Here is a 23623-nt window from a genome sequence, read left to right on the forward strand (position 1 = left end):
TGAGCGCGATCTTTGAACGGCCGTGACCGCCGGCCTGATCCGCCCCCGGTGAGCACCCTTACGGCACCCGGCACGCCCCGACAGGGTCAGGTGACGTCGTCGTACCTGTTGAGCCGGTGCGATTGCGAACCGTCCAGCTCACCGGAGGCCTGCCCCGGCAGGGCTCGACGCGGTGCGGCCACGGGCTCGATCAGGCCGACCGGCTCGGGGGTCAGGTCGAGGTGCGAGGCCTCGTCGTCGCTGAGCTCGGCGTCCGGGTTGTTGCGGTTGCGGCGCTTGTCGTTCACCAGGGAGAAGCCGACGGCGACGAAGTAGAGCACCGCGAGCGGACCGGCGAGCAGCAGCATGGAGATGGGCTCGCCGCCGGGGGTGGCGAGAGCCGCGAAGGCGGTGAGGCCGACGATCATTCCGCGCCACCAGCCGAGCATCCGCTTCCCGGTGACGACGCCTGTCATGTTCAGGGCGATCAGCAACAGGGGCAGTTCGAAGGCGAGGCCGAAGACGATCACCATGCGGACGAGCAGGTCCAGATAACTGTCCAGCCCGATCTGGTTCTGCACGTCGTCGGGGCTGAACCCGAGCATGATCTCGGCGGTCTGCGGCAGGATCGCGTAGGCCAGGTAGGCGCCGGCCAGGAAGAGCGGAGCGCCGACGACAGCGAAGGCGTAGGCGTAGCGCTTCTCGCCCTTGTGCAGGCCCGGGGCGACGAAGGCCCACACCTGGTACAGCCAGACCGGGGTGGCCAGCAGCACACCGGACATCAGCGCGACCTTCAGCGCGTTGGTGAACGGACCGATCAGGGTGTCCGTCTTCAGCAGCGCGCAGGACCTGCCGTCGACGGTGGAGACCACGCCGTTCCGGCAGCCGACCGAGTCCTGGATGGGGGCCAGGAGGAACTCGTAGATCTCCTTCTGGTAGAACGCCGCCACGATCATCACCACGACGATCGCCAGCACGGCCTTCAGCAGCCGGTTACGCAGCTCACGCAGGTGATCGAGGAGAGGCATCCGCCCCTCTTCGTCCTTCTCCTGCTTGCGGGCGGACTTGAGCAACCCACTTCCCTCGTCTCGTGCGGCGGCTGTCGGCGGAGCGCGTCAGCGGTCAGCTCTGGGTGGTGGGCTTGGCCTCGTTGACCGGGCGGGAGCTGGTGATGTCGCCCGGAGCGGCCTGGATCGTGCGTGCGGTGGCGGCCTGCGGAGGGGTCGGGTCCGCGACGGTCTCCGTCGTGGGCGTGGCGGCCGCCGCGTCGTCCTTCTTCATCGCCTTGGCCTCGCTCTTGAGGATGCGGGCCGACTTGCCGAGCGAACGCGCCATGTCGGGAAGCTTCTTGGCACCGAAGAGCAGCAGGATGACAGCGATGATCAGAACGATCTCGAGGGGCTTCAGATTGCCGATCATGTGCGACTTCCTTCTCACTGGGGCGGCTGGAGGGCGGGCTCGCTACCCGTTCGACCGGGCATACGTCCGATCGTCGCGCTTGGCAGCGATCGTAACCCGCGGGGGTGAACGCGAGGCAATGCCCGTGCGTACTGCGGCTTGCGGCCCGCACCTGTCTGCCTGGGCCGACCCTTGCAGCGTACCTCCCGGCGCTGGGGAACATCAGGCCACCGGCCCGTCAGCGCAGGCTGTCACCGGTGGCCGCGAGGCGCGTGGCGGCCCGTTCGAGGTCTTCCGACGCCTGGCCGATGCGCTCGGTGGTGGTAGTGACCTGACGTCCGAGGCGCTGCACCTCGACGAAGACCTTGATGGCGAGGACGCCGAGCACGGCGACTCCCAGGAATCCCAGGGCGATGGCGAGCATGGGCCAGAACATGCGGCGGGACCTCTTCCTACGGGGCGCTACGGGGTGGCGTGCAGGCGCAGGGTGCGTACGCCGCCGCCGGTGAGCAGTTCGATGATGCGCTCCCCGGCGGGCTTGCGGACCGGGGCGGAGCACTGCGGGCAGGTGAAGGTGTAGAAGGTGGTACGGCTGCTGGCGCCGATCGCCAGGCGCAGCGCCCCCGCCGCGAGCTCGAAGCGCCCGCGGCAGTCGGGGCAACCGGCCCGGAACCGTACGGCGGCGGGTACCGGCACCGGGGGCGGTCCGGTGCGGACGGCCGCCGGTCCGGTGCCGTCGGGCGGCCCGGTGCGGACGGCCGGGCCGGTGGCGGTGCCCGGCACGAGGTACGTCGGGTTCATCTTCTCTCCGCTCCCGGCCCGCTCAGACCGTGTCGTAGGCGGCGAGCGCCTCGCGGGCCGCCGCCCGGGCGCTCTCGGCGAGCTCCGGCGGGTCGACGATGCGGCCCTCGCCGCCTAGGCGCAGGGCGAGGCGGCGCAGCGAGGCCGGGTCGGGGGTGCGCAGCGTGATCCGCAGTCCGCCGTCGGGCAGTTCCTCGGCGGAGTCGTGCGGGTAGTACTCGGCGACCCAGCGGCCGCCGGTACCGACCTCGATAACGACCTCGGGGTCCTCCACAGCGGGGTGGACCAGTCCTTCGGAGAGGTCCCGCAGCTCCAGCTCCGGCGGTGCGGCGGGGGCGTCCAGGAGGCGGATCTCGGCGACCCGGTCCAGCCGGAAGGTCCGGCGGGCCTCGGAGAACCGGCACCAGCCCTCCATGTAGGTGTGGCCGACGGCGAAGAGCCGGATCGGGTCGACCTCGCGCTCGGTGAGCTCGTCGCGGGCCGGCGAGTAGTAGCGCAGCCAGAGGCGGCGGCGCTCGGAGATGGCCCGGTCGACGTCGGCGAAGACGCCGCCCTCCGCCTCGAAGGTCACCGAGAGCCGGGAGCTCGCCGCGCCGGACTCCCCCGCGGCCGTCTCCAGCTTGGCGGTCGCGCGGACCAGGGCGAGCCGGTCGCTCTCCCGCAGTCCGGGCAGGGTCGCCACGGCGCGGGCGGCCACCAGCAGGGCGGTGGCCTCGTCGGCGGCGAGCCGCAGCGGCTCGGCGACGTCGTCCGGGTTGTGCCACCAGATCCGGTCGCCGTCGGTGTCGATGTCGAGGAGGTCGCCGCCGCGGAAGCTGGTCCCGCACATGGGCAGCACGTCGAGGTCCGAGATCAGCTCGTCCTCGGTGATCCCGAAGGCCCGCGCCACGTCCTGGACGTGGGCGCCGGGGCGCTCGCGCAGGTACGTCACCAGGGAGAGCATCCGGCGGGTCTGGTCGATCGCGTTCGTGGCCACAGTCGCGGTCCCCTAGTCCTTGGCCACGGCGCGCAGCCGGTCCACCACATCGGCCCGCAGGTCCGCGGGTTCCTCCACGACGACGTCCGGCCCGAACTCGACGAGCCAGGCGTCGAGCCCGTGTCCGTACGGGATCTCCAGCTCGTCCCAGCCGTCGCCGCGCTCATGGACGGATATCGCCCGCGATCGCAGCGGGTAGCCGGATCCGGCGCGGAGCCTGATCCGGGCGGTCCGGGTGGCGATCTCACCGGCCCAGCTCTCGACGGTCTCGCGGACCGTCACGACGTCGGGCACCTCGGCGGTGAAGGCTCCGGAGCGGGAGCGGACCTTGCCGGTGATGCGGGAGAGCCGGAAGACGCGTTCGGCGCCGCGGCCCCGGTCCCAGCCCGCGAGGTACCAATGGCCGCGCCAGCATTCCAGGGTCCAGGGCTCGACCTGGCGCTGTACGGGGGCGGCGGAGTTGGCCTTGCGGTAGTCGAAGGTCACCGGGCGGCGGTCGCGGCAGGCGAGCATGAGGGGTTCGAACGCGGCCTCGTGCACGGGGATGCGCGGTTCGAGGGCGCTGTGCACCTCGTAGGCGTCCTCGGCCTCGGGCATGCCCGCCGCGCGCAGCTTCTGCAGGGCGCCGCTGGCGGCCCCGGCGAGCCGGGCCTGCTGCCATACCTTGGCGGCGAGGCCGAGGGCGGCGGCCTCCTCGGCGTCCAGGGTGATGGGGGGCAGCCGGTTGCTGTCGCGGCGGGCCAGGTATCCGGTGTCGCCGTCGAGGTTCTCGACGGTCTCGATGACGAGGCCGAGCTCGCGCAGGTCGTCCTTGTCCCGCTCGAACATCCGGTTGAAGGAGTCGTCGGAGCCCGCTTCGAGGTAGGCCTCGATGGAGCTGCGGAGCTCGCGCTTGCTGAGCGGGCGCCGGGTCCCCAGCAGGCACAGCGCGAGGTTCATCAACCGCTCGGCCTTGGCAATCGCCATCGACGCCCTTTCTCTTGTGCTCTACGACCGTCGACCGTACCGCCCCGGGGTGAGGGGACCAAAGCGGGCCCGTGGACCGGACAGCGGTGAGGGCCCCCACCGAGCGGTGGGGGCCCTCACTCACCTGACCGGAACGGAACGCGACCGACCGGAACGGATCAGATCGCGCGGTTCACGTGACCGGAACGGATCAGACCGAGATCAGGTCGCAGACGAAGATCAGCGTCTCGCCCGGGGCGATCGCGCTGCCGGCGCCGCGGTCGCCGTACGCGAGGTGCGCGGGGACGGTCAGCTGGCGGCGACCGCCGACCTTCATGCCCTGCACGCCCTGGTCCCAGCCGGCGATGACCTGGCCGGCACCGAGGTTGAAGGCCAGCGGCGTACCGCGGTTCCAGGAGGCGTCGAACTCCTCGCCGGTGGAGAAGGCCACGCCCACGTAGTGGACCTTGACCTGGTCGCCGGCCTTGGCGACGGGGCCGTCGCCCTCCCAGATGTCCTTGATCTCCAGGTCGGCCGGCGGCTCGCCACCCGGGAAGTCGATCTCGGGCTTCTCGATGCTCACTGAACTGCTCCTCAAAATGATGAACTGGGCAACCGGGACAGTCTTACACCTTGGCGAGGATGTCCACGGCGAAGACCAGCGTGGAGTTCTTCGGGATGGCCTGCTGCTGCTGGTCACCGAAGGCCTGGTCCGGCGGGATGACGAGGAGCACCCGGCTGCCGACCTTCTTGTCGATCAGACCGGTCTTGAGTCCCTTGAGGGTGACCTGCGACAGCGGGAAGGTCTGGGTCTTGCCGGTGGAGTAGGTGTTGTCGAACTCCTTGCCGCCCTTCCAGATCATGCCGACGTAGTTCACGACGACGCTGTCGGACTCCTTGACGACCTCGCCGTCGGACTCCAGGACGTAGTTGGAGACCAGCTTCTTCGGCGGGTCACCCTTGGGGATGGTGACCGTCGGGGCCTTGCCGTCGGTCTTGACCCCGACCTTGGGCAGGTCGGTGTTGTCCTGGGCGACCTCGGTGCCCTTGGCGGAGGCAGGGATCTGGGTGGCCTTCAGGATGTCGACGACGAACACGAGCGTGGCGTTCGGCTTGATGTCCTTTCCTTGGCCCTGCTCGCCGTAGCCGAGCTCCGGCGGGATGACCAGCTGGACGCGGCTGCCGACCTTCTGGCCGACCAGGCCCTTGTCCCAGCCCTGGATGACCATGCCGGCACCGAGCGTCAGGTCGAAGGGCTGCTTGCGGTCGAAGCTGTTGTCGAACGGCTTGTCGGAGTCCCACGACTGACCGAGATAGTTGACCTGGATCGCGTCGCCGTTCTTGAGCTTCGCACCGTCACCCTCGCTGATGACGTCGGTCTTCAGCTCTTTGGGCGGGTCCCCCTTCCCCTTGGAGAGGGTGGGCTTCTCGCCGAACTTGGCACCCGCGGTGATGGCGGGCACGCCGTTCTTGGACGAGGCGGAGTCGGAGGCCTTGTCGTCGCTGCCGCAGGCCACTGCCGACAGCAGCAGGAGGGGGGCGACGAGAAGGCCGGCAATTCGGCGCACTGGTTCCTCAGATCTCAGGGGGCACTGTGGTGTGGATGGTGAACCACTCTAGGCCGTGGACAGGGCCCCGTACGAGGAACGTACGGGGCCCTGTCACGCTACCGCCGGCCGAGGGGTGCTCCTCGGCGCCGGTCACATGCCCGCGATCAGCTTCTCCACGCGCTCGTCGACGGAGCGGAACGGGTCCTTGCAGAGCACCGTGCGCTGCGCCTGGTCGTTGAGCTTGAGGTGGACCCAGTCGACGGTGAAGTCCCGCCGCTGCTCCTGGGCGCGGCGGATGAAGTCGCCGCGCAGCCTCGCCCTGGTGGTCTGCGGGGGCACCGACTTGCCCTCGAAGATCTTCAGGTCGTTGCAGATGCGGGCGGTCTGGCCCTTCCTCTCCAGGAGGTAGAAGAGTCCGCGGCGACGGTGGATGTCGTGGTAGGCGAGGTCTATCTGGGCGACCCGTGGGTTCGACATGGTCATGTTGTGCTTGGCCCGGTACCGCTCGATGAGCTTGTACTTCATGACCCAGTCGATCTCGGTGTCGATCCGGTCGAGGTCCTCGGCCTCGACGGCGTCGAGCGTGCGGCCCCAGAGCTCCAGGACCTGGTCGACGGTGCCGGTGCGGATGCCCCGGCGCTCGACGAAGTCCAGAGCCTTCTCGTAGTACTCCCGCTGGACCTCGATGGCCGAGGCCTCGCGGCCGCTGGCCAGGCGCACCTTGCGCCGGCCGGTGAGGTCGTGGCTGACCTCGCGGATGGCCCGGATCGGGTTCTCCAGGGTCAGGTCGCGCATCACCGTACCCGCCTCGATCATGCGGAGCACCAGGTCGGTGGCGCCGACCTTGAGCAGCATGGTCGTCTCGGACATGTTCGAGTCACCGACGATGACGTGGAGGCGGCGGTACCGCTCCGCGTCGGCGTGGGGTTCGTCGCGGGTGTTGATGATCGGCCGGGAGCGGGTGGTCGCGGAGCTGACGCCCTCCCAGATGTGCTCGGCGCGCTGGCTGACGCAGTAGACGGCTCCGCGCGGCGTCTGGAGCACCTTGCCCGCGCCGCAGATGAGCTGACGGGTGACGAGGAAGGGGATGAGGATGTCCGCGAGCCGGGAGAATTCCCCGTGCCGGGCGACGAGGTAGTTCTCGTGGCACCCGTAGGAGTTTCCCGCCGAGTCGGTGTTGTTCTTGAAGAGATAGACGTCGCCCGCGATTCCCTCCTCGTGCAGGCGGCGTTCGGCGTCGACGAGCAGGCCTTCGAGAATGCGCTCGCCCGCTTTGTCATGCGTGACCAGCTCGGTCACGTTGTCGCACTCGGGGGTTGCATATTCCGGATGCGATCCCACGTCGAGGTAGAGGCGGGCGCCGTTCCGCAGGAAGACATTGCTGCTGCGGCCCCATGACACAACACGGCGGAAGAGGTAGCGCGCCACTTCGTCAGGTGACAGTCGGCGCTGTCCCCTGAACGTGCACGTGACGCCGTACTCGTTCTCCAGCCCGAAAATGCGGCGGTCCATGACTGAACATTACGCCTCACGGCCGGTGCTGAAACCGGGTTCGACAGCACCGTTTCGATCATTTTCCGATCCCGTCACGACGGCGGGGTCATGTACGGGAGCTGCTGGGACGTCCCCGAGGACCTTTCCGGTGGCCAGCAGGACCACCAGGGCGAGCACCCCGCCGACCCCCGCCACGCCGAAGCTCCAGGCGGTGGAGCCGAGCTCGACGGCCGGTCCCGCGAGGGCCGTTCCGGCGGCCGCGCCGACACCGAAGGTGGTGACCAGCCACGAGAACGCCTCGGTCACCGTGCCGCGTGGGGCGTGCCGGTCCACCACGATGAAGGAGCACGCGATGGCCGGGGCGAGGAAGACGCCGGCCAGGGCGGCGAGGGCGGCCATGACGGGGACCGAAGGGGTGAGCGCCAACGGCAGGTAGCCGAGGGCCAGGAGGCCGACGATGACGCGCAGCCGGCGCTCGGGCGCACCGGCCCACTGCCGCGCCCCGTAGCCCAGGCCCCCGATCAGGGCGCCGAGGCCGAGCGCGGCCATCAGCCAGCCGTACACCGACTCCCGGCCGTGGTCGTCCGCGTAGGCGACGCCGGCCACGGTGATGGAGCCGAGCGCGAGTCCGACGAAGAAGAACGCCCCGAGCAGGGCGAGGAGTCCGGGCGAGCGCAGGGCACCGAGCCAGTGCGCCTCACGGGGTGCGGAGCGCCAGGTGCGCGAGGGCTCGGAGAGGACGACGGAGAGGGCGCCGAGTACCCCGATGGCGTTGATGACGAGCAGTGCGGCGGCCGGGGACCAGAGCGAGACGAGGAGCGTCACCAGGAGCGGCCCGACGGTGAACATGATCTCCTGCGCCACGGCGTCCATGGCGTAGGTGCGGTGCACCTGGTCCTCGCGCTTCAGCACGCTGGGCCACAGGGCCCGCAGGCCGCCCTCCAGGGGCGGTGTGGCGACCCCGGCGACGATGACGGCCGCGTAGGCCAGCGGGAGCGAGCCGAGGCCGGCTGTCGCCAGCAGGGCCATGCCGAGCGCGGAGAGCACGGCGGCGGGGAGCTGGACGCGCGGTTGTCCGTACAGGTCCACCGCCCGTCCGAGCAGTGGCTGCCCGACGGCGGTGGCCAGCCCGTACGCGGCGGCCAGCGCGCCGGCCAGCGTGTAGCTGCCGCCCTCGGCCCGGGTGAACAGCACGATCGCGATGTGGGCGGTGCCGTTGGGCAGCCGCCCCACCAGGGTGCCCGCCAGCAGCCGGGCGGCGTGCCGCGCCCGGAGGATGTCCAGATATCCCGCGGCCATGTCCGCCCCTTTCCGCCGGGCGACTGCCGCCACCCGAGGTTTTACGTATAACTTCGAGGTTCATACGTACCATGTGCGCAGTCCGCGGGTCCACCTCGCGGTGTCACGGAACCATTCCGCACGGAGGCCCGAGTGACCGAGTCGCACCAGCCCGCCCCGCCTCGGCCCACCAGCCGGGACGTGGCCCGTGCGGCGGGCGTCTCGCAGGCGACGGTCTCCCTCGTGCTGGGCGGGAAGTGGCCGGGCCGGGTGTCCGAGGCCACGGCCCAGCGGGTCCGGGACCGAGCCGCGGAGCTCGGCTACCGGCCCAATCTGGCCGCCCGCAATCTGCGCCTCGGCCGCACCAGGACCGCGCTGCTCGTGGTCCCCGCCCTGACCAACGAGTTCTTCGCCCGGGTCTACACCGGGGCCGCCGCCGTCGCCGCCGAGCACGACTTCGGCGTGGTGCTCTACCCCTCGCCGGACGGCACCGGACCGGCCCGGGACCCCTTCGCCTCGGCCCGTGCCGCCCTGGACGGGGTGATCGCATCCTCCATGGCCTCGGACGCGCTGAGCGCCCTGCACGGGGCGGAGCTGCCGCTGGTGATGCTGGACAGCGACCCGGCCGGGACGGACGCGGCGGCCCACGTGAACCTGGACATCGCCGACGGCATGCGTCAGGTGACGGACCATCTGCTGGGTCTCGGCCACCGCCGGTTCGTGCATCTGGCGTCCGCCGTGGACACCTGGACGTTCGCGGTCCGCGCGCAGGCGCTGCGGGAGGCGATGGGCGAGGTGCCGGGCGCCACGGTGCGTACGGTACGGGCCCCGCTCGACGTCCGGTCCGGGCGGGAGGCCGCCGAGCAGGCGCTGGCCGTCGCCGGGGAGCGGCCCACCGCGATCGTCTGCGACGACGACATCCTGGCGGCCGGCGCCTGCAAGGCGGCCCGCAGGCTCGGGCTGCGGGTGCCGGACGACCTCTCGGTCACCGGCTTCGACGACCTCGCCCTGGCCACCGCCGTCGAACCGGAGCTCACCACCGTGCGGCTGCCCGCCGAGCAGGTCGGGGAGCGGGGCATGGCGGCGCTGCTCGCCGTGCTGGAGGGCCGCCCCGCCGAGCCGGGCAGCCTGCCGGTACGGCTGGTCGTACGCGGCTCCACGGCGCCAGCGCCCGCATCCGGGGCATGACAGATGCCCCCGGGCCGGGCCAGGGGGCATCTGTGCGGTCCGCCGCCTACTCCTCGGTTGAGTCGGGCGAGTCCCCGGTGCCGGTCCCGGGGGTGCGGTTCTCCGGGGTGGCGGTCCCCGGGGTGTCGGTCTCCTCGGTGTCGGACGGGGCGTCCGTCGGGGTGGCGCTCGCCGCCTCGGCGTCGAGCAGCCGGGCCAGCTGACGGCCCACGATCCGCTTAAACTTGCGCTGCTGGGGCCGCGTACGGTCCAGCACCGCGACTTCGAGACGCTCGGCGGGGATCTCGCGCTCCCCGCCGCCCGGCTCCCTGGAGAGCGCCTGGACGGCCAGCTTGAGCGCCTCGGCGAGTGTCATGCCGTCGCGGTGGCGCTGGTCCAGGAAGCTGCTGATCTGCTCGGCGTTGCCGCCGACCGCGACCGAGCCGTGCTCGTCCACGATCGAACCGTCGTGCGGCAGCCGGTAGATCTGGTCACCCTCGGGGGCGGTGCCGACCTCGGCGACGACCAGCTCCACCTCGTACGGCTTCTCGGCGGCGCTGGAGAAGATGGTGCCGAGCGTCTGGGCATAGACGTTGGCCAGCCCACGGGCCGTCACGTCGTCCCGGTCGTAGGTGTATCCGCGCAGGTCGGCGTAGCGCACACCGCCGATGCGGAGGTTCTCGTACTCGTTGTACTTGCCGGCGGCCGCGAAGCCGATCCGGTCATAGATCTCGCTGAACTTGTGCAGCGCACGGGACGGGTTCTCGCCGACGAACACGATGCCGTCGGCATATTGCAGCACAACGAGGCTGCGACCACGGGCGATGCCCTTGCGGGCGTACTCCGCCCGGTCGGCCATGGCCTGCTGGGGTGAGACATAGAACGGCGTCGACACCGGCTATCCGTCCCTTTCTGTCAGTGACGAGTGCATCTCGGAAGGCTCGGAGTCCGGGTCAGAGCAGCGCGGCGCGCGGGCCGTCGGGCTGCTCTAGGCGGCGTTCCAGGACGGAGCGCGCGATGTCGGCGGACTCCTGGTCGCCCAGCCTCCGGAAGCCTTCTTCGGTGATGACGGTGACGATCGGGTAGATCCGGCGGGCCACGTCCGGGCCGCCGGTCGCCGAGTCGTCGTCAGCGGCGTCGTACAGCGCCTGCACGACCAGGGTGAGGGCCTGCTCCTCCGTCAGGTCCTGGCGGTAGAGCTTCTTCATGGAGCCCCGGGCGAAGATCGACCCGGAGCCGGTGGCGGCGTAGCCGTTCTCCTCGGAGCGGCCGCCGGTGACGTCGTAGGAGAAGATGCGGCCCTTGTCGCGGTCGACGTCGTACCCGGCGAAGAGGGGCACCACGGCGAGGCCCTGCATGGCCATGGCCAGGTTGGAGCGGATCATGGTGGAGAGCCGGTTGGCCTTGCCCTCCAGGGAGAGCTGGGCGCCCTCGACCTTCTCGAAGTGCTCCAGCTCCAACTGGAAGAGCTTGACCATCTCCACGGCCAGTCCCGCGGTGCCGGCGATGCCCACCGCCGAGTACTCGTCGGCCGGGAAGACCTTCTCGATGTCGCGCTGCGCGATCATGTTGCCCATGGTGGCTCGCCGGTCACCGGCCAGGACCACGCCACCGGGGAAGGACGCCGCGACGATGGTCGTGCCGTGCGGTGCCTCGATGGCCCCCTGCAGCGGCGGCAGGCTCCGGTTGCCCGGGAGCATCTCGGGCGACTGGTCGGACAGGAAGTCCATGAACGAGGACGAACCCGGCGTCAGGAAGGCAGCTGGTAGACGCCCGGTGCTACGAGTGTTGGCTTCCACGCGTTTCCCTCCAGATATGCGATGGCCCTGCGCAAGAGAGTCAGGATCATCCCCCAACTTGCCGATGGCCGGATTGCAGTTGAAGCAACGTACGCCACGGACCCTACCCGTCCCGGGCGGGTGATCCACATGTTCGGCGGAGGGATCTGCGCCGATCCCGCGCTCGCGGACCGGAGGGGCTCCGCCGGTCGGCGAGCGGGGTGACGGCGCACGCCGTGGCGGTCGCCGTCACCCCATCTCCCCCGGGCACCGCAGACGCCGGAAACATCACCGGCGTTCACACTCGTGAATTACTGCCCGCCCTTTTGGACGAATGACCGCACGAAATCCTCGGCGTTCTCTTCGAGGACGTCGTCGATCTCGTCCAGCACCGAGTCGACATCGTCGCTCAGCTTCTCCTGGCGCTCCGCGAGGTCCTCGGACGCCTGCGCGTCCTGCGCCCGCTCCTCGACCTCCTCGGAGGAACGCGTCGCCTTCTGCTGTCCGCCGCCGGTGTCCTTGGTCGCCATGTAGCTCACCCCGCTCGGTTCGAAACCATCGAAGCTCTTGATCAGACCCTACCCACGAGGTCCGACATCGGCCCGGTAGTTGGTTCAACGTCCGGGCCTCAGGTGATTGATTCCCAGCCCGGACACCTTTCAGCCACCCGACAGCACCTGGACCAGCTCCTGCGCCGTACGACAGCGGTCGAGCAGGTCCTTCACATGCTCCTTGGTGCCCCGCAACGGCTCCAGGGTGGGGACCCGCTGGAGCGAGTCGCGGTCCGGCAGGTCGAAGATGACCGAATCCCAGGAGGCGGCCGCCACGTCGTCGGCGTACTGCTCCAGACAGCGGCCGCGGAAGTAGGCCCGGGTGTCCTCCGGAGGCTTCGTACGGGCCCTGGTGACGTCGTCCTCATCCAGCAGCCGCTTCATCCGCCCGCGGGCCGCCAGACGGTTGTAGAGCCCCTTGTCGGGCCGCACGTCCGCGTACTGGAGGTCGACCAGGTGCAGGCGGGGGGCGTCCCAGTCCAGCGAGTCCCGGCGGCGGTAGCCCTCCATTAGCTCACGCTTGGCGATCCAGTCCAGCTCCCCCGCCAGGCTCATCGGATCGGTCTCCAGCCGGTTGAGCGTGTCCTCCCAGCGGGTCAGGATGTCCTTCGTCTGCTCGTCGGCGTCGGCGCCGTACCGCTCGTCCACGTATTTTCGGGCCAGCTCGAAGTATTCCATCTGGAGCTGGACAGCGGTGAGTGTCCGACCGCTGCGGAGCGTGATCAGCTGCCCGAGGTCCGGGTCGTGCGAGACCTGGTGCAGCGTGCGCACGGGCTGGTCGACGGCGAGGTCGACGTTGATGAAGGCGTCCTCGATCATGGCCAGCACCAGGGACGTGGTGCCGAGCTTCAGGTAGGTCGAGATCTCCGAGAGGTTGGCGTCGCCGATGATCACATGGAGCCGGCGGTACTTCTCCGCGTCGGAGTGGGGCTCGTCCCGGGTGTTGATGATGGGGCGCTTGAGCGTCGTCTCCAGGCCGACCTCGACCTCGAAGTAGTCGGCGCGCTGGCTGATCTGGAAGCCGTGCTCATGGCCGTCCTGACCGATGCCGACCCGCCCCGCGCCGGTGACGACCTGGCGGGAGACGAAGAACGGCGTCAGATGGCGCACGATGTCCGAGAACGGGGTCTCCCGCTGCATCAGGTAGTTCTCGTGCGTGCCGTAGGAGGCGCCCTTGTTGTCGGTGTTGTTCTTGTAGAGATGGATCGGCTGGGCGCCGGGAATGGCGGCCGCCCGCTCGGCGGCCTCCGCCATGATCCGTTCGCCGGCCTTGTCCCAGAGCACCGCGTCGAGCGGGTTGGTGATCTCCGGTGAGCTGTATTCGGGGTGCGCGTGGTCGACGTAGAGCCGGGCACCGTTGGTGAGGATCACATTGGCCAGGCCGATGTCCTCGTCGGTGAGCTGACTGGAGTCGGCGGTCTCGCGGGCGAGGTCGAAGCCTCGCGCGTCACGCAGCGGATTCTCCTCCTCGAAGTCCCAGCGGGCGCGTCGCGCCCGGTGCATCGCCGCCGCGTAGGCGTTGACGATCTGGGACGAGGTGAGCATGGCATTGGCGTTGGGGTGACCGGGGACGGAGATCCCGTACTCCGTCTCGATGCCCATTACTCGCCGTACGGTCATGCGGCCCTCCTTGCCCGGCGTCGGTCCCGTCCGGGAGCGACGCTCAAGTACCGCTGCTTGTCCGGTGCGTATGCGGTGCCCGTCACCGCACTGCGCGACTCGGCGGTACCGCAGAGCCTAGAGCGCCTCTGCGCCGGTGGGGAGATCAATTACGACATTGTTCCGGTGTGGCCGAAACGGGGGAAAACGACCGGCTGCGGAGGCCCCTCCGGGCATCCGCAGCCGGTCGGCGTATTACAGGTACTGACCCGTATTGGCCACGGTGTCGATGGAGCGCCCGGTGTCAGCGCCTTGCTTTCCGGTGACGAGTGTGCGGATGAAGACGATCCGCTCACCCTTCTTACCGGAAATCCTGGCCCAGTCGTCCGGGTTCGTCGTGTTGGGCAGGTCCTCGTTCTCCTTGAACTCATCCACGCAGGCCTGGAGGAGATGGGAGACGCGCAGACCCTTCTGCTGGTGTTCGAGGAATGCCTTGATGGCCATTTTCTTTGCCCGGTCGACGATGTTCTGAATCATCGCGCCGGAGTTGAAGTCCTTGAAGTACAGGACTTCCTTGTCGCCGTTGGCGTACGTGACCTCGAGGAAGCGGTTCTCCTCGGACTCCGTGTACATCCGCTCCACGACGGACTGGATCATGGCGTGGGCGGCGGCCGGCCGGGAGCCGGTGTGCTCGGCCAGATCGTCCGCGTGCAGCGGGAGCGACGGGGTCAGGTACTTCGCGAAGATGTCCTTCGCGGCCTCGGCGTCCGGACGCTCGATCTTGATCTTCACGTCGAGTCGGCCGGGTCGCAGGATGGCGGGGTCGATCATGTCCTCGCGGTTGGAGGCGCCGATGACGATGACGTTCTCCAGACCCTCCACACCGTCGATCTCGGCGAGCAGCTGCGGGACGATGGTGTTCTCCACGTCCGAGCTGACGCCGCTGCCACGGGTGCGGAAGAGGGATTCCATCTCGTCGAAGAAGACGATGACGGGGGTGCCCTCGCTCGCCTTCTCCCGGGCACGCTGGAAGACCAGGCGGATGTGCCGCTCGGTCTCGCCGACGTACTTGTTGAGGAGCTCGGGGCCCTTGATATTGAGGAAGTAGCTCTTCCCCGCGGGCTGCCCGGTCACCTCGGCGACCTTCTTGGCGAGCGAATTGGCGACGGCCTTGGCGATGAGCGTCTTGCCGCAGCCGGGCGGGCCGTAGAGCAGGATGCCCTTCGGCGGTCGCAGTTCGTGTTCCTTGAAGAGGTCGGGGTGGAGGTAGGGCAGCTCGACCGCGTCGCGGATCAGCTCGATCTGGTCGCCCAGGCCGCCGATCTTGTCGTAGTCGATGTCCGGAACCTCTTCGAGGACGAGCTCCTCGACCTCGCTCTTGGGGACCACCTCGTAGACGTATCCGGACCTGGAGTCCAGCAGCAGGGCGTCACCGGAGCGGATGGTGATGTCCAGCAGCGGCTCGGCGAGCCGTACCACCCTCTCCTCGTCGGTGTGCCCGACCACCAGGGCGCGCTCGCCGTCCTCGAGGATCTCCTTGAGGGTGACGATGTCCCCGGCCCGCTCGAACTCCATGGCCTCGACCACGTTGAGCGCTTCGTTGAGCATGACCTCCTGGCCGCGCCGGAGGTCCTCGATCTCGACGCTCGGAGAGACGTTCACCCGGAGCTTGCGGCCCCCGGTGAAGATGTCGCAGGTGCCGTCCTCGTTGGCTTGCAGGAAGACACCGAAGCCGGCCGGCGGCTGCGCGAGCCGGTCGACCTCCTCCTTGAGGGCCACGATCTGGTCACGCGCCTCACGGAGCGTGTTGGCGAGCCGCTCGTTCTGTGCGGACACGCCTGCCAGATTCGTCTGCAACTCGACGATCCGCTCTTCGAGAATCCTCGTATGCCGCGGAGAGTCGGCGAGCTTACGTCGCAGGACGGCGATTTCCTGCTCGAGATAGGCAACCTGGCCGGCTGGGTCTTCTGACCCCCGCGCGGGCCGGATGCCGCGGTTGATGTCGTCGTCGTGGGCTGCCACGGTCCTCACCTCCTCCATGGGGAGCTGGACGCTTCCTGACCCTACCTGGGTGGGTGGTGATTGAAACCCCTAGATCACAAAGACTGCGGGGTGTGTCCGATCTTCACCCTTGCGCTCTCCCTCACGTCAAGGGAATACCCACCCTTCGGCACCGGAAAGCCGCCGGTTGTATCGTCGAAGCGTTCAACACCCGTCAGGGCTGGCTCCAATGGGTTCGGATACGCAGGGAACGGCAGGACACATGACCGTGCAGCAGGACGCACCGGGCGACAGTGGCACGCAGGACCTGGAGGTCTGGATCGACCAGGACCTCTGTACGGGCGACGGCATCTGCGTGCAGTACGCGCCGGAGGTCTTCGAGCTCGACATCGACGGTCTCGCCTACGTGAAGAGCGGCGACGACGAACTCCTGCAGGACCCGGGCGCCACCACTCTGGTGCCGCTTCCGCTGCTCCAGGACGTGGTCGATTCGGCCAAGGAGTGCCCCGGGGACTGCATCCACGTACGGCGCGTCAAGGACAGCGTCGAGGTGTACGGGCCGGACGCGGCCTGACCGGTGCGGTCACACGGCGCGGGCGAGGTCTCCTGAGGCGCGGACGAAGGCGTTGCCCTGCCACCGCCAGGAGGCCTGTTCCTCCTGGTCGGGGCAGCAGCGGGGCACCTCGGTCGAGGAGTAGCCGAGCAGGTTCGCCGAGACGGTTGCCTCGCGTACGGCGAAGTCCTCGACCGTCTTCCCGTCGGCGGGGTCCACCAGGGTCGCCACGATCCGGGGTGCGGCCCCGCTTCCCCGGGTCAGGACGTAGATGCCGCTCGGCGGCGTCCCCGAGCCCGCGTCGCAGTGCACCACGGCGACGGTTTCCGGCCGCCCGTCGCCGTCGAGGTCGCCGGGGGCGTGCTCGGCCACCTTGGTCCCGGCCCCGCCGCACTCCAGGGGAAACTCCACCCCGGCCGGGTCCGGGGCGGGCGCGTTCTGCTGGGTCCGGGCCCGCTCCTCGGGGGCCGTGGCGGTGGCCGTACGGGGCTGAAGCAGCCCGGCGAGCGCCACCACGCCGGCCATGGCCGCCGCGGTGGCGAGCCAGTGCACCGGCTTGGTGGCGGTGTGCGCGAGGTCCGGGAGCGCGGAGGTCTGCACGCGGTGTGTCTCCATGTGGTTCCTGGAAGCCCGGGAAGAGGGCGGGGGCACCCCTGGGGGTGGCCAGCATCGTGCCACACCTCACACGGCCGGGGGAACGGCGGGGTGTGCGGCGGTTTCACCGCCGGGGCGCGTCCGGCGGCAACGAGGAGGCGCCGCAGCGGGGTTCCCCGGTCGGTCGGGGAACTCCGCTGCGGCGCCGGTACGTTGGGCGGATCAGCCGCGGGAGGCGGCGGAGCCGCTCTGGCTGCCCGGTCCGTCGTAGTCCTCGCCGTAGGCGCCCTTGGAGGGGCGGCGGCGGCGCAGCGGCGGCTCGACGCCGTCCGCGAGGCGCCGGGCGGTGACCAGGAAGCCGGTGTGGCCGATCATCCGGTGGTCGGGGCGCACGGCCAGTCCTTCGACGTGCCAGTTGCGGATCATCGACTCCCAGGGCTGCGGTTCGGCGAAGCAGCCGATCTCTCGGATGGACTCCACGGTGCGCGAGAGCTGGGTGGTGGTGGCGACGTAGGCGCAGAGGATGCCGCCGGGCACCAGGGCCTTGGAGACCGCCTCCAGGCACTCCCAGGGGGCGAGCATGTCCAGCACGACGCGGTCGACGTCGGTGTCGGAGAGGTTGTCCTGGAGGTCCCCGACGGTCAGCTGCCAGGCGGGGTGCGGTGAACCGAAGTAGCGCTCGACATTCTGCTGGGCGATCTCGGCGAAGTCCTCGCGGCGCTCGTAGGAGTGCAGCATGCCCTGCTCACCGATGGCCCGCAGCAGGAAGGTGGAGAGCGAGCCGGACCCGACCCCTGCTTCCACGACGCGGGCGCCGGGGAAGATGTCGGCGAAGGCCAGGATCTGCCCCGCGTCCTTGGGGTAGACCACGGCGGCGCCGCGGGGCATGGACAGGACGTAGTCGGGGAGCAGGGGGCGCAGCGCGAGGTAGGCGACGTTTCCCGTGGTTCGGACAACACTGCCCTCGGGAGCACCGATCAGCTCGTCGTGCGGGAAAGAACCCTTGTGGGTGTGGAAGTTCTTTCCGGCTTCGAGCGTGAAGGTGTAGTGGCGTCCCTTGGGGTCGGTGAGCTGGACCTGGTCCCCGACCTTGAAGGGCCCACGTCGGCGGGCGGCACCGGTCGGTTCAGACATGTGACCAGCGTACCGGTGTTTCCCCGGCCGCCGACCGCCCGGTCCTGGGCGGGAGAAGGGGCCCTCAGGTGCTGGGGCGGGCCATGGCCTTGACGAAGGCGCGCTCCACGTCGGCGGTGGAGAGGACTCCGTAGATCTCGCCGGTCTCCTCGACGACCAGGTACTCGGTGGCCGGGGTGGCCTTGAGCCGGTCCAGGAGGGCTTCTCCGGCGAGTTCGGCGGGGACCTTCATGCCCTCGGTGAGGTCCTGGGCGAGGCCGCTGACGGCGACCCAGGGGCGGCGGTGTTCCGGGACACCGACGATGGCGGCCTCGCGGACGACGCCCTTGGGGTTGCCCTGCCCGTCGACGACGACCAGCGCGCGGGCCCCTGCCTCGTTGGCGCGGCGCAGGGCCTCGGAGAGGGGGGTCGCGGACTCGACGGGGACGGCGCGCCGGGTCAGGGTGCGGGCCCGCAGGTCGGGCAGGTGCTCACGGAGCCGGGCCATGCGCAGGCTGTTCCCGGCGCCGGTCCAGATGATGCCGGCGAGGATCGCGGCGAGCAGGGCGTCCATGACGGTCTCCACCCCGCCGATGTCCTCGTTGGCGCTGCCGAGCGTCCCGGTGTGGGTGAGCAGCGGCAGCCCGATCAGCACGGTGACGGCGAGGCCCCGGCCGACCCAGGCGGCGGCGATGGTGCCGTTCATGGGTTTGCCGGTGATCTTCCAGACGATGGCGCGGAGCATCCGGCCGCCGTCCAGGGGCAGGCCGGGCAGCAGGTTGAAGGCGGCCACGATGAGGTTGGAGATCATCAGCCCGGCGAGCAGGACGCCGGGGACGGTCCCGGCCTCGACGAACTGCAGCGCGCCGTAGAAGAGGCCGCCGAGGACGAGCGAGAGGAGGGGGCCGACGAAGGCGAGGATGAACTCGCGGCCGGGGGTCTCGGTCTCCTTCTCGATCTCGGAGACGCCGCCGAAGAACTGGAGCTGGATGCGGCGGACGGGCAGCTTGTAGCGCAGGGCGGCGACCGTGTGGGCCAGTTCGTGGACGAGTACGGAGGCGTAGAAGGCGATCGCGAAGAACAGGGCGACGAGATAGCGGGCGCCGCCGAGCTCGGGCAGGACCCGGTCGAGCTGGCCGCCGAAGACCCAGGTGATCAGGGCGGCGACGACGAACCAGCTGGGGGCGACGTACACCGGCACGCCGAAGGGCCGGCCCATGAGCAGGCCGCCGCCCGGATCGGCGGGGCGTTTCGGCTTGCCGCCGGCGGGGGCGGCGCCGGGGTCCGTTCCCCCTGCGCCGGGCTGCGGCCGCCCGCTGTCGCCGCTCTCGTCCACGAGGTCCCTTCGGTTCGGTACGTGGCGTGCGCCACGATGATGCAGTCTGCGAGGGTCTGCCGTCGATGGTATGCCGCCGCCTGTCAGTGGCGGGCCGTAGGGTCTTCAGACATGACCTCCGTGCCCCGGCCGCCGCAGCCACCTTCGTCCCTGTCGCCTTCGCGCGCGAGCGATTTCATGCAGTGCCCGCTGCTCTACCGCTTCCGGGTCATCGACAAACTGCCTCAGAAGCCCAGCGAGGCGGCTACCCGCGGCACACTCGTCCATGCGGTGCTGGAGCGGCTCTTCGACGCCCCGGCGGCGGACCGTACGGCACCGCGGGCGCGGGCCTTGATCCCCGGCCAGTGGGACCGGCTGCTGAAGGCGAAGCCGGAGCTGACCGAGCTATTCGCCGGGGACGCCGAGGGCGAGCGGCTGACGCGCTGGCTGGGTGAGGCGGAGCGGCTGGTGGAGCGGTGGTTCTCGCTGGAGGACCCGACGCGGCTCGAGCCGGCGGAGCGGGAGCTGTTCGTCGAGGCCGAGCTGGAGTCGGGGCTGCGGCTGCGCGGCGTGATCGACCGGATCGATGTGGCCCCCACCGGCGATGTGCGGATCGTCGACTACAAGACGGGGAAGGCGCCTCGGCCGGAGTACGCCGAGGGGCCGCTGTTCCAGATGAAGTTCTACGCGCTGGTGATCTGGCGGCTGAAGGGGATCGTGCCGCGCCGGCTCCAGCTGGTCTATCTGGGCAGCGGTGATGTGCTGACGTACGACCCGGTGATGGCGGACCTGGAGCGGGTGGAGCGCAAACTGCTCGCGCTGTGGGAGGCGATCGCGCTGGCGACGGAGACCGGTGACTGGCGACCGCGCCCCACGAAGCTCTGCGGCTGGTGCGACCACCAGGCGGTGTGTCCGGAATTCGGCGGGACTCCCCCGGTATACCCGCTGGCGGTCCGCCCGGCGGAGTCGGGCGAGGATGACCAGGGCAGAATGAGCCCCGTCCGGGCCGAGGCCGGCCGACCCGTGGCTCTTGAGGGCCGTTAAGGAGTTCCCGTGGCGATCCGCGTCCTGCTGGTCGATGACCAGCCGCTGCTGCGCACCGGTTTCCGGATGATCCTGGAGGCCGAGGGCGATCTGGCGGTGGTCGGTGAGGCCGGTGACGGTCTGCAGGCCATCGACCAGGTCCGGGCGCTCCAGCCCGATGTGGTGCTGATGGACATCCGGATGCCGCGGATGGACGGGGTCGAGGCGACCCGCCAGATCACCGGCCCCGGCAAGGACGGCCCGGCGAAGGTGCTGGTGCTGACCACGTTCGACCTCGACGAGTACGTGGTGGAGGCGCTGCGGGCGGGCGCGAGCGGCTTCCTGCTGAAGGACGCCCCGGCGGTCGAGCTGGTGCAGGCGATCCGGGTGGTGGCGGCGGGCGAGGCGATGCTCGCCCCGAGCATCACGCGCCGGCTGCTCGACAAGTACGCGGACCATCTGCCGTCCGGCGAGGACCCGGTCCCGGACGCGCTGCACACGCTGACGGACCGTGAGGTGGAGGTCCTGAAGCTGGTGGCGCGCGGCCTGTCCAACGCGGAGATCGCGGCGGACCTGTTCGTCAGCGAGACGACGGTCAAGACGCATGTGGGTCATGTGCTGACGAAGCTGGGGCTGCGCGACCGGGTGCAGGCCGCGGTGTACGCGTACGAGAGCGGGCTGGTGCGCCCGGGCGCGCAGTAGGAGCCACAGCACGAAAACCGTCCGGCCCGCCTCTCCTGCGCACAGGATCGGGGCGGGCCGGACGGCTTTCACGGTTTTCGGACCGGTGGCTCAGGCGCCGGTCTTGTTCAGCTCCCAGAGCTGGAGCTCGGAGGTGGCGCTGACGGACCGTTCGACCCCGGCGACCCCGCTGCGGGAGGCCACGTACTGCTTGCCCTGCCAGATCGGCAGGACGGGCACGTCGGTGGCGACGATGTCCTGGAGCTTCTCGTAGGTCGGGGCGGCGGCGCTGCGGTCGGCCGCGCGGCGCGACTTCGGGATGAGGACGTTCTGCGCTTCCGGCGACCGGTACGGGGAGTTGAGGAAGTTGTTCTTGTCCAGGAACGGGGCGGTGTAGTTGTCCGGGTCCGGGAAGTCGGGGAACCAGCCCATGCCGTAGGCCGCGTAGTCGCCGCGCTTCTGCTCAGGCCGGTACTTCGACCACTCCTTGCCCTGCACGGCGACGTCGAAGAGGCCCGAGCCGTTCAACTGCTGCTGGAGCGCCTTGAACTCCTTGGCGGTGGCGGAGCCGTAGTGGTCGTTGGTGTAGTGCAGGGTGAACTTCACCGGTGTCTTGACCCCGGCGTTCTTGAGGGTTTCCGCGGCTTTGGCGGTGCTGGGCTCGCCGTACTTGTGGAAGAAGGCGTTGGTGTGCCCGGTGATGCTGGAGGGGATCACCGAGTAGAGCGGCTCGGCGGTGGTGCCGTACACCTTGCCCGCGATCTCGCCCCGGTCGATGATCTGCGCCATGGCCTGCCGTACGGCCTTGTTGACCACGGGGTCCTTGGTGTTGAACCCGAGGTAGCTGATGGCGAGGCCGGGCATCTCGGTGAGCTCGATGCCTTCCTTCGGCTTGACGAGCATGTCGTGTGCCTGCTCCGGCGACATGGCCCGGGTCATCATGTGGATCTTCTTCTCCTCCAGCGCCTTGCCCATGGCCTCGGCGTCGGGGAAGAGGTCCATCTCGACCTTGTCGTTGAGGACCTTCAGCTCACCCTTGTACGAGGGGTTCTTGGTGAAGGCGATGCTCACGACCCGGCCGTCCTGGACCTCCGGCTTCATGGTGTACGGCCCCGAGCCGTTGACCTGGAAGCCGTCGCGCCCGCTCTTCGCCGGGTACTGCCCCTTGGGGACGATGCCGGCCGCGGGGGTGGCCAGCTTGTACGGGAAGGTGGCGTCGGGCGTGTTCAGGTGGAAGATCACCTGGTTGTCGCCCTTGGTCTCGATCGTGTCGATGTTGGCGAGGAGCCCGACCGGACCGCTGTCGGAGTTGATGTCGATGACCCGCTGGACGGAGTACTTCACATCCTCGGCGGTGACGGGGGTGCCGTCGGCGAACTGCAGGCCCTCGCGCAGGGTGCAGCGGTAGCTCTCGTTCGCGTTGTCCGTGAAGGTGCAGCTCTGGGCGGCTTCCGGCACCGGCTCGCCGCCGGCGCCCGGCACGGCGGTCAGGGTCTGCACGGTCTGCCGCAGGACGTTCCAGACGCCTGCCTCGTACCCGAAGGCCGGGTCGAGAGGAGCGGGGTTCTCCTCGGAGGCCACGAGCTGGTCCGTGGTGCCGACGACGATGGCGTTGCCGCCACCGGCGCCGCTGTCCGTGCTGCCGCAGGCGGCGAGCACGGGGGCGAGCAGGCCGACGACGGCCGGCAGCACCAGGGTCTTGCGGTTCATACGGACGTTCTCCCTCATCCCGGCAGGTGAGGAACCAAAGTTAGTGGCCACCCGGTGGCCGCTCCGACCGCCCGGAGCGGGGTCGGCCCTCCCCGGACAGCCGAGCGGGGCGACATTTGTCCACCATTTGGGACAGCACCCCCCATCAGGGCAGGCCACGACAGGCCTCCGGGTGAGGAAGCTCACCCGCCCGGCCTCTTCACATATGTGGACGGTGGCTGATTCACGTCCACGGAAAGTTGCCGGAATGGGCACGGGCAGCGGGAGAACTCCGCCGTCCGTCCACCGGGACGCGCTCGGTGACCATCCGGCACATGCCCGGTGACGGGCCTCAGCCCGTTCCGGTGATGAGCTTCCTGAGGAAGGGGAGGTCGACCTCTTCGAGGGAGCGGACGACGACCCGGCCGGATGCGGGTGCGATGGGTGCCACGGAGGGCACGGCGACCACCCGGCAGCCGGCGGCCTCGGCTGCGGCGACCCCGGTCGCGGTGTCCTCGATGACCGCGCAGCGCCACGGGTCGGCGCCGAAGCCCGCGGCGGCGGTGAGATAGGGCTCGGGGTCCGGCTTGGTGCGTACGACCTCGTCACCGGCGACCGTGAGCGCGAAGTGGTGGTGGCCGACCGAGTCCAGCACCCGGTCGATGATCCGGCGGTGCGAGGCCGAGACGAGCGCGGTGGGGATCTGTGACGCGGCCAGCTCGGCGAGCAGCCGCTCGGCGCCCGGCATCAGCGGCACCCCGCGCAGGATGCGCTTCTCGAAGCCGTCGTTGAGCAGCACGGTCAGCTCGTCCAGCCCGATGTCGGCGCCGGTGACGTCGATGAGGTAGCCGGCGCTGCGGGTCATCGGTCCGCCGACGACGACATCCCGCCAGGACTCCTCCAGCTGGTGTCCGAGGGCGGCGAAGACCTCTTTCTCGACGTCCCACCAGAAGCCCTCGGTGTCGACCAGGGTTCCGTCCATGTCGAGAAGGACCGCCTGCAGGGCGGCGCCTTCGGCCGTGCGGGTCAAGGACGCGGGGACCGTACTGGTCATCCGGCACACCTTCCGTAAGGGACGAGAAGGCCGGCCGCCACTCCCGGAGGGGAGGGCGACCGGCCCGCACTGGACCGACCAGTG

24 protein-coding genes and 1 pseudogene are annotated in these 23623 nt (G+C 69.9%); 4 read left to right on the forward strand and 21 right to left on the reverse strand.

Annotated features, from left to right (window positions below; genetic code table 11):
- Positions 1–86: 86 nt before the first annotated feature.
- From tatC to ACIQAK_RS15845, 10 genes are all read right to left on the reverse strand, one after another.
- Positions 87–1052 carry a twin-arginine translocase subunit TatC gene (gene tatC, locus ACIQAK_RS15800; protein ID WP_366389776.1) on the reverse strand — a complete coding sequence of 322 codons (966 nt, stop codon included), beginning with the start codon at positions 1050–1052 and terminating at the stop codon, positions 87–89.
- A gap of 49 nt (positions 1053–1101) precedes the next feature.
- The gene (tatA, locus tag ACIQAK_RS15805; RefSeq protein ID WP_366389775.1) at positions 1102–1398 is read right to left on the reverse strand and encodes a Sec-independent protein translocase subunit TatA; all 297 of its coding nucleotides are present in this window, start codon (positions 1396–1398) and stop codon (positions 1102–1104) included.
- A 217-nt stretch (positions 1399–1615) separates the two neighbouring features.
- The gene (locus ACIQAK_RS15810) at positions 1616–1813 is read right to left on the reverse strand and encodes a hypothetical protein (RefSeq protein WP_366389774.1); all 198 of its coding nucleotides are present in this window, start codon (positions 1811–1813) and stop codon (positions 1616–1618) included.
- A gap of 26 nt (positions 1814–1839) precedes the next feature.
- Positions 1840–2178, reverse strand: a complete 339-nt coding sequence (locus tag ACIQAK_RS15815; RefSeq protein ID WP_366389773.1) for a hypothetical protein — start codon at positions 2176–2178, stop codon at positions 1840–1842.
- Positions 2179–2200: 22 nt separating this feature from the next.
- Positions 2201–3154, reverse strand: coding sequence for a WYL domain-containing protein (locus tag ACIQAK_RS15820; RefSeq protein WP_366389772.1), 954 nt, complete (start codon positions 3152–3154; stop codon positions 2201–2203).
- Between the two features lie 12 nt (positions 3155–3166).
- Entirely contained in the window at positions 3167–4120 is a 954-nt protein-coding gene (locus ACIQAK_RS15825; protein ID WP_366389771.1) for a WYL domain-containing protein, read from the reverse strand.
- 190 nt (positions 4121–4310) lie between these two features.
- On the reverse strand, positions 4311–4682 hold the full coding sequence (locus ACIQAK_RS15830) for an FKBP-type peptidyl-prolyl cis-trans isomerase (RefSeq protein ID WP_366389770.1): 372 nt from the start codon (positions 4680–4682) through the stop codon (positions 4311–4313).
- Between the two features lie 43 nt (positions 4683–4725).
- On the reverse strand, positions 4726–5667 hold the full coding sequence (locus ACIQAK_RS15835; RefSeq protein ID WP_366389769.1) for an FKBP-type peptidyl-prolyl cis-trans isomerase: 942 nt from the start codon (positions 5665–5667) through the stop codon (positions 4726–4728).
- A 132-nt stretch (positions 5668–5799) separates the two neighbouring features.
- Positions 5800–7161 (reverse strand): Pup--protein ligase, encoded by a 1362-nt coding sequence (pafA, locus tag ACIQAK_RS15840; protein ID WP_366389768.1) that lies wholly within the window; start codon positions 7159–7161, stop codon positions 5800–5802.
- A gap of 9 nt (positions 7162–7170) precedes the next feature.
- Positions 7171–8442, reverse strand: a complete 1272-nt coding sequence (locus ACIQAK_RS15845) for an MFS transporter (RefSeq protein ID WP_366389767.1) — start codon at positions 8440–8442, stop codon at positions 7171–7173.
- Between the two features lie 132 nt (positions 8443–8574).
- On the opposite strand from ACIQAK_RS15845, the gene ACIQAK_RS15850 reads away from it, so the two are divergent.
- Positions 8575–9609: a LacI family DNA-binding transcriptional regulator gene (locus tag ACIQAK_RS15850; protein WP_366389766.1), complete on the forward strand. Its 1035-nt coding sequence runs from the start codon at positions 8575–8577 to the stop codon at positions 9607–9609.
- A 46-nt stretch (positions 9610–9655) separates the two neighbouring features.
- On the opposite strand, the gene prcA is transcribed toward ACIQAK_RS15850, so the two are convergent.
- The 6 genes and pseudogenes from prcA to arc form a co-directional block, all read right to left on the reverse strand.
- On the reverse strand, positions 9656–10483 hold the full coding sequence (gene prcA / locus ACIQAK_RS15855; protein WP_366389765.1) for a proteasome subunit alpha: 828 nt from the start codon (positions 10481–10483) through the stop codon (positions 9656–9658).
- A gap of 58 nt (positions 10484–10541) precedes the next feature.
- Complete coding sequence (gene prcB, locus ACIQAK_RS15860; RefSeq protein ID WP_366389764.1) at positions 10542–11387, reverse strand: proteasome subunit beta; 846 nt, start codon at positions 11385–11387, stop codon at positions 10542–10544.
- A pseudogene (locus tag ACIQAK_RS15865) lies at positions 11339–11525 on the reverse strand (endonuclease domain-containing protein); the annotation flags it as partial. The pseudogene ACIQAK_RS15865 and the gene prcB, both read right to left, overlap by 49 nt.
- A 152-nt stretch (positions 11526–11677) precedes the next feature.
- Positions 11678–11896 (reverse strand): ubiquitin-like protein Pup, encoded by a 219-nt coding sequence (locus ACIQAK_RS15870; RefSeq protein ID WP_366389763.1) that lies wholly within the window; start codon positions 11894–11896, stop codon positions 11678–11680.
- A 129-nt stretch (positions 11897–12025) separates the two neighbouring features.
- A complete protein-coding gene (gene dop / locus ACIQAK_RS15875; RefSeq protein WP_366389762.1) occupies positions 12026–13537 on the reverse strand; it encodes a depupylase/deamidase Dop in 1512 nt (503 codons plus the stop codon).
- Between the two features lie 234 nt (positions 13538–13771).
- The gene (gene arc / locus ACIQAK_RS15880; RefSeq protein WP_366389761.1) at positions 13772–15538 is read right to left on the reverse strand and encodes a proteasome ATPase; all 1767 of its coding nucleotides are present in this window, start codon (positions 15536–15538) and stop codon (positions 13772–13774) included.
- Between the two features lie 241 nt (positions 15539–15779).
- Between arc and ACIQAK_RS15885 the strand changes: the two genes are divergently transcribed.
- Positions 15780–16091, forward strand: a complete 312-nt coding sequence (locus ACIQAK_RS15885) for a ferredoxin (RefSeq protein WP_366389760.1) — start codon at positions 15780–15782, stop codon at positions 16089–16091.
- A gap of 9 nt (positions 16092–16100) precedes the next feature.
- Here ACIQAK_RS15885 and ACIQAK_RS15890 read toward each other — a convergent pair whose 3' ends face one another.
- The 3 genes from ACIQAK_RS15890 to ACIQAK_RS15900 all read right to left on the reverse strand — a co-directional run bounded on the left by ACIQAK_RS15890 (position 16101) and on the right by ACIQAK_RS15900 (position 19113).
- Positions 16101–16670, reverse strand: a complete 570-nt coding sequence (locus ACIQAK_RS15890) for a hypothetical protein (RefSeq protein ID WP_366389893.1) — start codon at positions 16668–16670, stop codon at positions 16101–16103.
- Positions 16671–16886: 216 nt separating this feature from the next.
- Entirely contained in the window at positions 16887–17798 is a 912-nt protein-coding gene (locus ACIQAK_RS15895) for a tRNA (adenine-N1)-methyltransferase (protein WP_366389759.1), read from the reverse strand.
- 64 nt (positions 17799–17862) lie between these two features.
- Positions 17863–19113, reverse strand: coding sequence for a site-2 protease family protein (locus tag ACIQAK_RS15900; RefSeq protein ID WP_366389758.1), 1251 nt, complete (start codon positions 19111–19113; stop codon positions 17863–17865).
- A 177-nt stretch (positions 19114–19290) separates the two neighbouring features.
- Between ACIQAK_RS15900 and ACIQAK_RS15905 the strand changes: the two genes are divergently transcribed.
- Positions 19291–20136 carry a PD-(D/E)XK nuclease family protein gene (locus ACIQAK_RS15905; RefSeq protein WP_366389892.1) on the forward strand — a complete coding sequence of 282 codons (846 nt, stop codon included), beginning with the start codon at positions 19291–19293 and terminating at the stop codon, positions 20134–20136.
- Between the two features lie 9 nt (positions 20137–20145).
- Positions 20146–20817 carry a response regulator transcription factor gene (locus tag ACIQAK_RS15910; RefSeq protein WP_366389757.1) on the forward strand — a complete coding sequence of 224 codons (672 nt, stop codon included), beginning with the start codon at positions 20146–20148 and terminating at the stop codon, positions 20815–20817.
- 90 nt (positions 20818–20907) lie between these two features.
- Here ACIQAK_RS15910 and ACIQAK_RS15915 read toward each other — a convergent pair whose 3' ends face one another.
- Positions 20908–22506 (reverse strand): ABC transporter substrate-binding protein, encoded by a 1599-nt coding sequence (locus ACIQAK_RS15915; RefSeq protein WP_366389756.1) that lies wholly within the window; start codon positions 22504–22506, stop codon positions 20908–20910.
- A 331-nt stretch (positions 22507–22837) separates the two neighbouring features.
- Positions 22838–23539 carry an HAD family phosphatase gene (locus tag ACIQAK_RS15920; protein ID WP_366389755.1) on the reverse strand — a complete coding sequence of 234 codons (702 nt, stop codon included), beginning with the start codon at positions 23537–23539 and terminating at the stop codon, positions 22838–22840.
- Between the last annotated feature and the right edge of the window lie 84 nt (positions 23540–23623).

The sequence above is a fragment of the Streptomyces sp. NPDC088706 genome, from assembly GCF_044752765.1.
Classification (GTDB): Bacteria; Actinomycetota; Actinomycetes; order Streptomycetales; family Streptomycetaceae; genus Streptomyces.

Bases quoted from the DNA above. Each gene is read 5' to 3' on its own strand.
- tatA (WP_366389775.1), bottom strand. From the start codon at position 1,398: ATGATCGGCAATCTGAAGCCCCTCGAGATCGTTCTGATCATCGCTGTC.
- ACIQAK_RS15810 (WP_366389774.1), bottom strand. From the start codon at position 1,813: ATGTTCTGGCCCATGCTCGCCATCGCCCTGGGATTCCTGGGAGTCGCC.
- ACIQAK_RS15815 (WP_366389773.1), bottom strand. From the start codon at position 2,178: ATGAACCCGACGTACCTCGTGCCGGGCACCGCCACCGGCCCGGCCGTC.
- ACIQAK_RS15825 (WP_366389771.1), bottom strand. From the start codon at position 4,120: ATGGCGATTGCCAAGGCCGAGCGGTTGATGAACCTCGCGCTGTGCCTG.
- pafA (WP_366389768.1), bottom strand. From the start codon at position 7,161: ATGGACCGCCGCATTTTCGGGCTGGAGAACGAGTACGGCGTCACGTGC.
- ACIQAK_RS15845 (WP_366389767.1), bottom strand. From the start codon at position 8,442: ATGGCCGCGGGATATCTGGACATCCTCCGGGCGCGGCACGCCGCCCGG.
- ACIQAK_RS15870 (WP_366389763.1), bottom strand. From the start codon at position 11,896: ATGGCGACCAAGGACACCGGCGGCGGACAGCAGAAGGCGACGCGTTCC.
- dop (WP_366389762.1), bottom strand. From the start codon at position 13,537: ATGACCGTACGGCGAGTAATGGGCATCGAGACGGAGTACGGGATCTCC.
- ACIQAK_RS15885 (WP_366389760.1), top strand. From the start codon at position 15,780: ATGACCGTGCAGCAGGACGCACCGGGCGACAGTGGCACGCAGGACCTG.
- ACIQAK_RS15895 (WP_366389759.1), bottom strand. From the start codon at position 17,798: ATGTCTGAACCGACCGGTGCCGCCCGCCGACGTGGGCCCTTCAAGGTC.
- ACIQAK_RS15905 (WP_366389892.1), top strand. From the start codon at position 19,291: ATGCAGTGCCCGCTGCTCTACCGCTTCCGGGTCATCGACAAACTGCCT.
- ACIQAK_RS15915 (WP_366389756.1), bottom strand. From the start codon at position 22,506: ATGAACCGCAAGACCCTGGTGCTGCCGGCCGTCGTCGGCCTGCTCGCC.
- ACIQAK_RS15920 (WP_366389755.1), bottom strand. From the start codon at position 23,539: ATGACCAGTACGGTCCCCGCGTCCTTGACCCGCACGGCCGAAGGCGCC.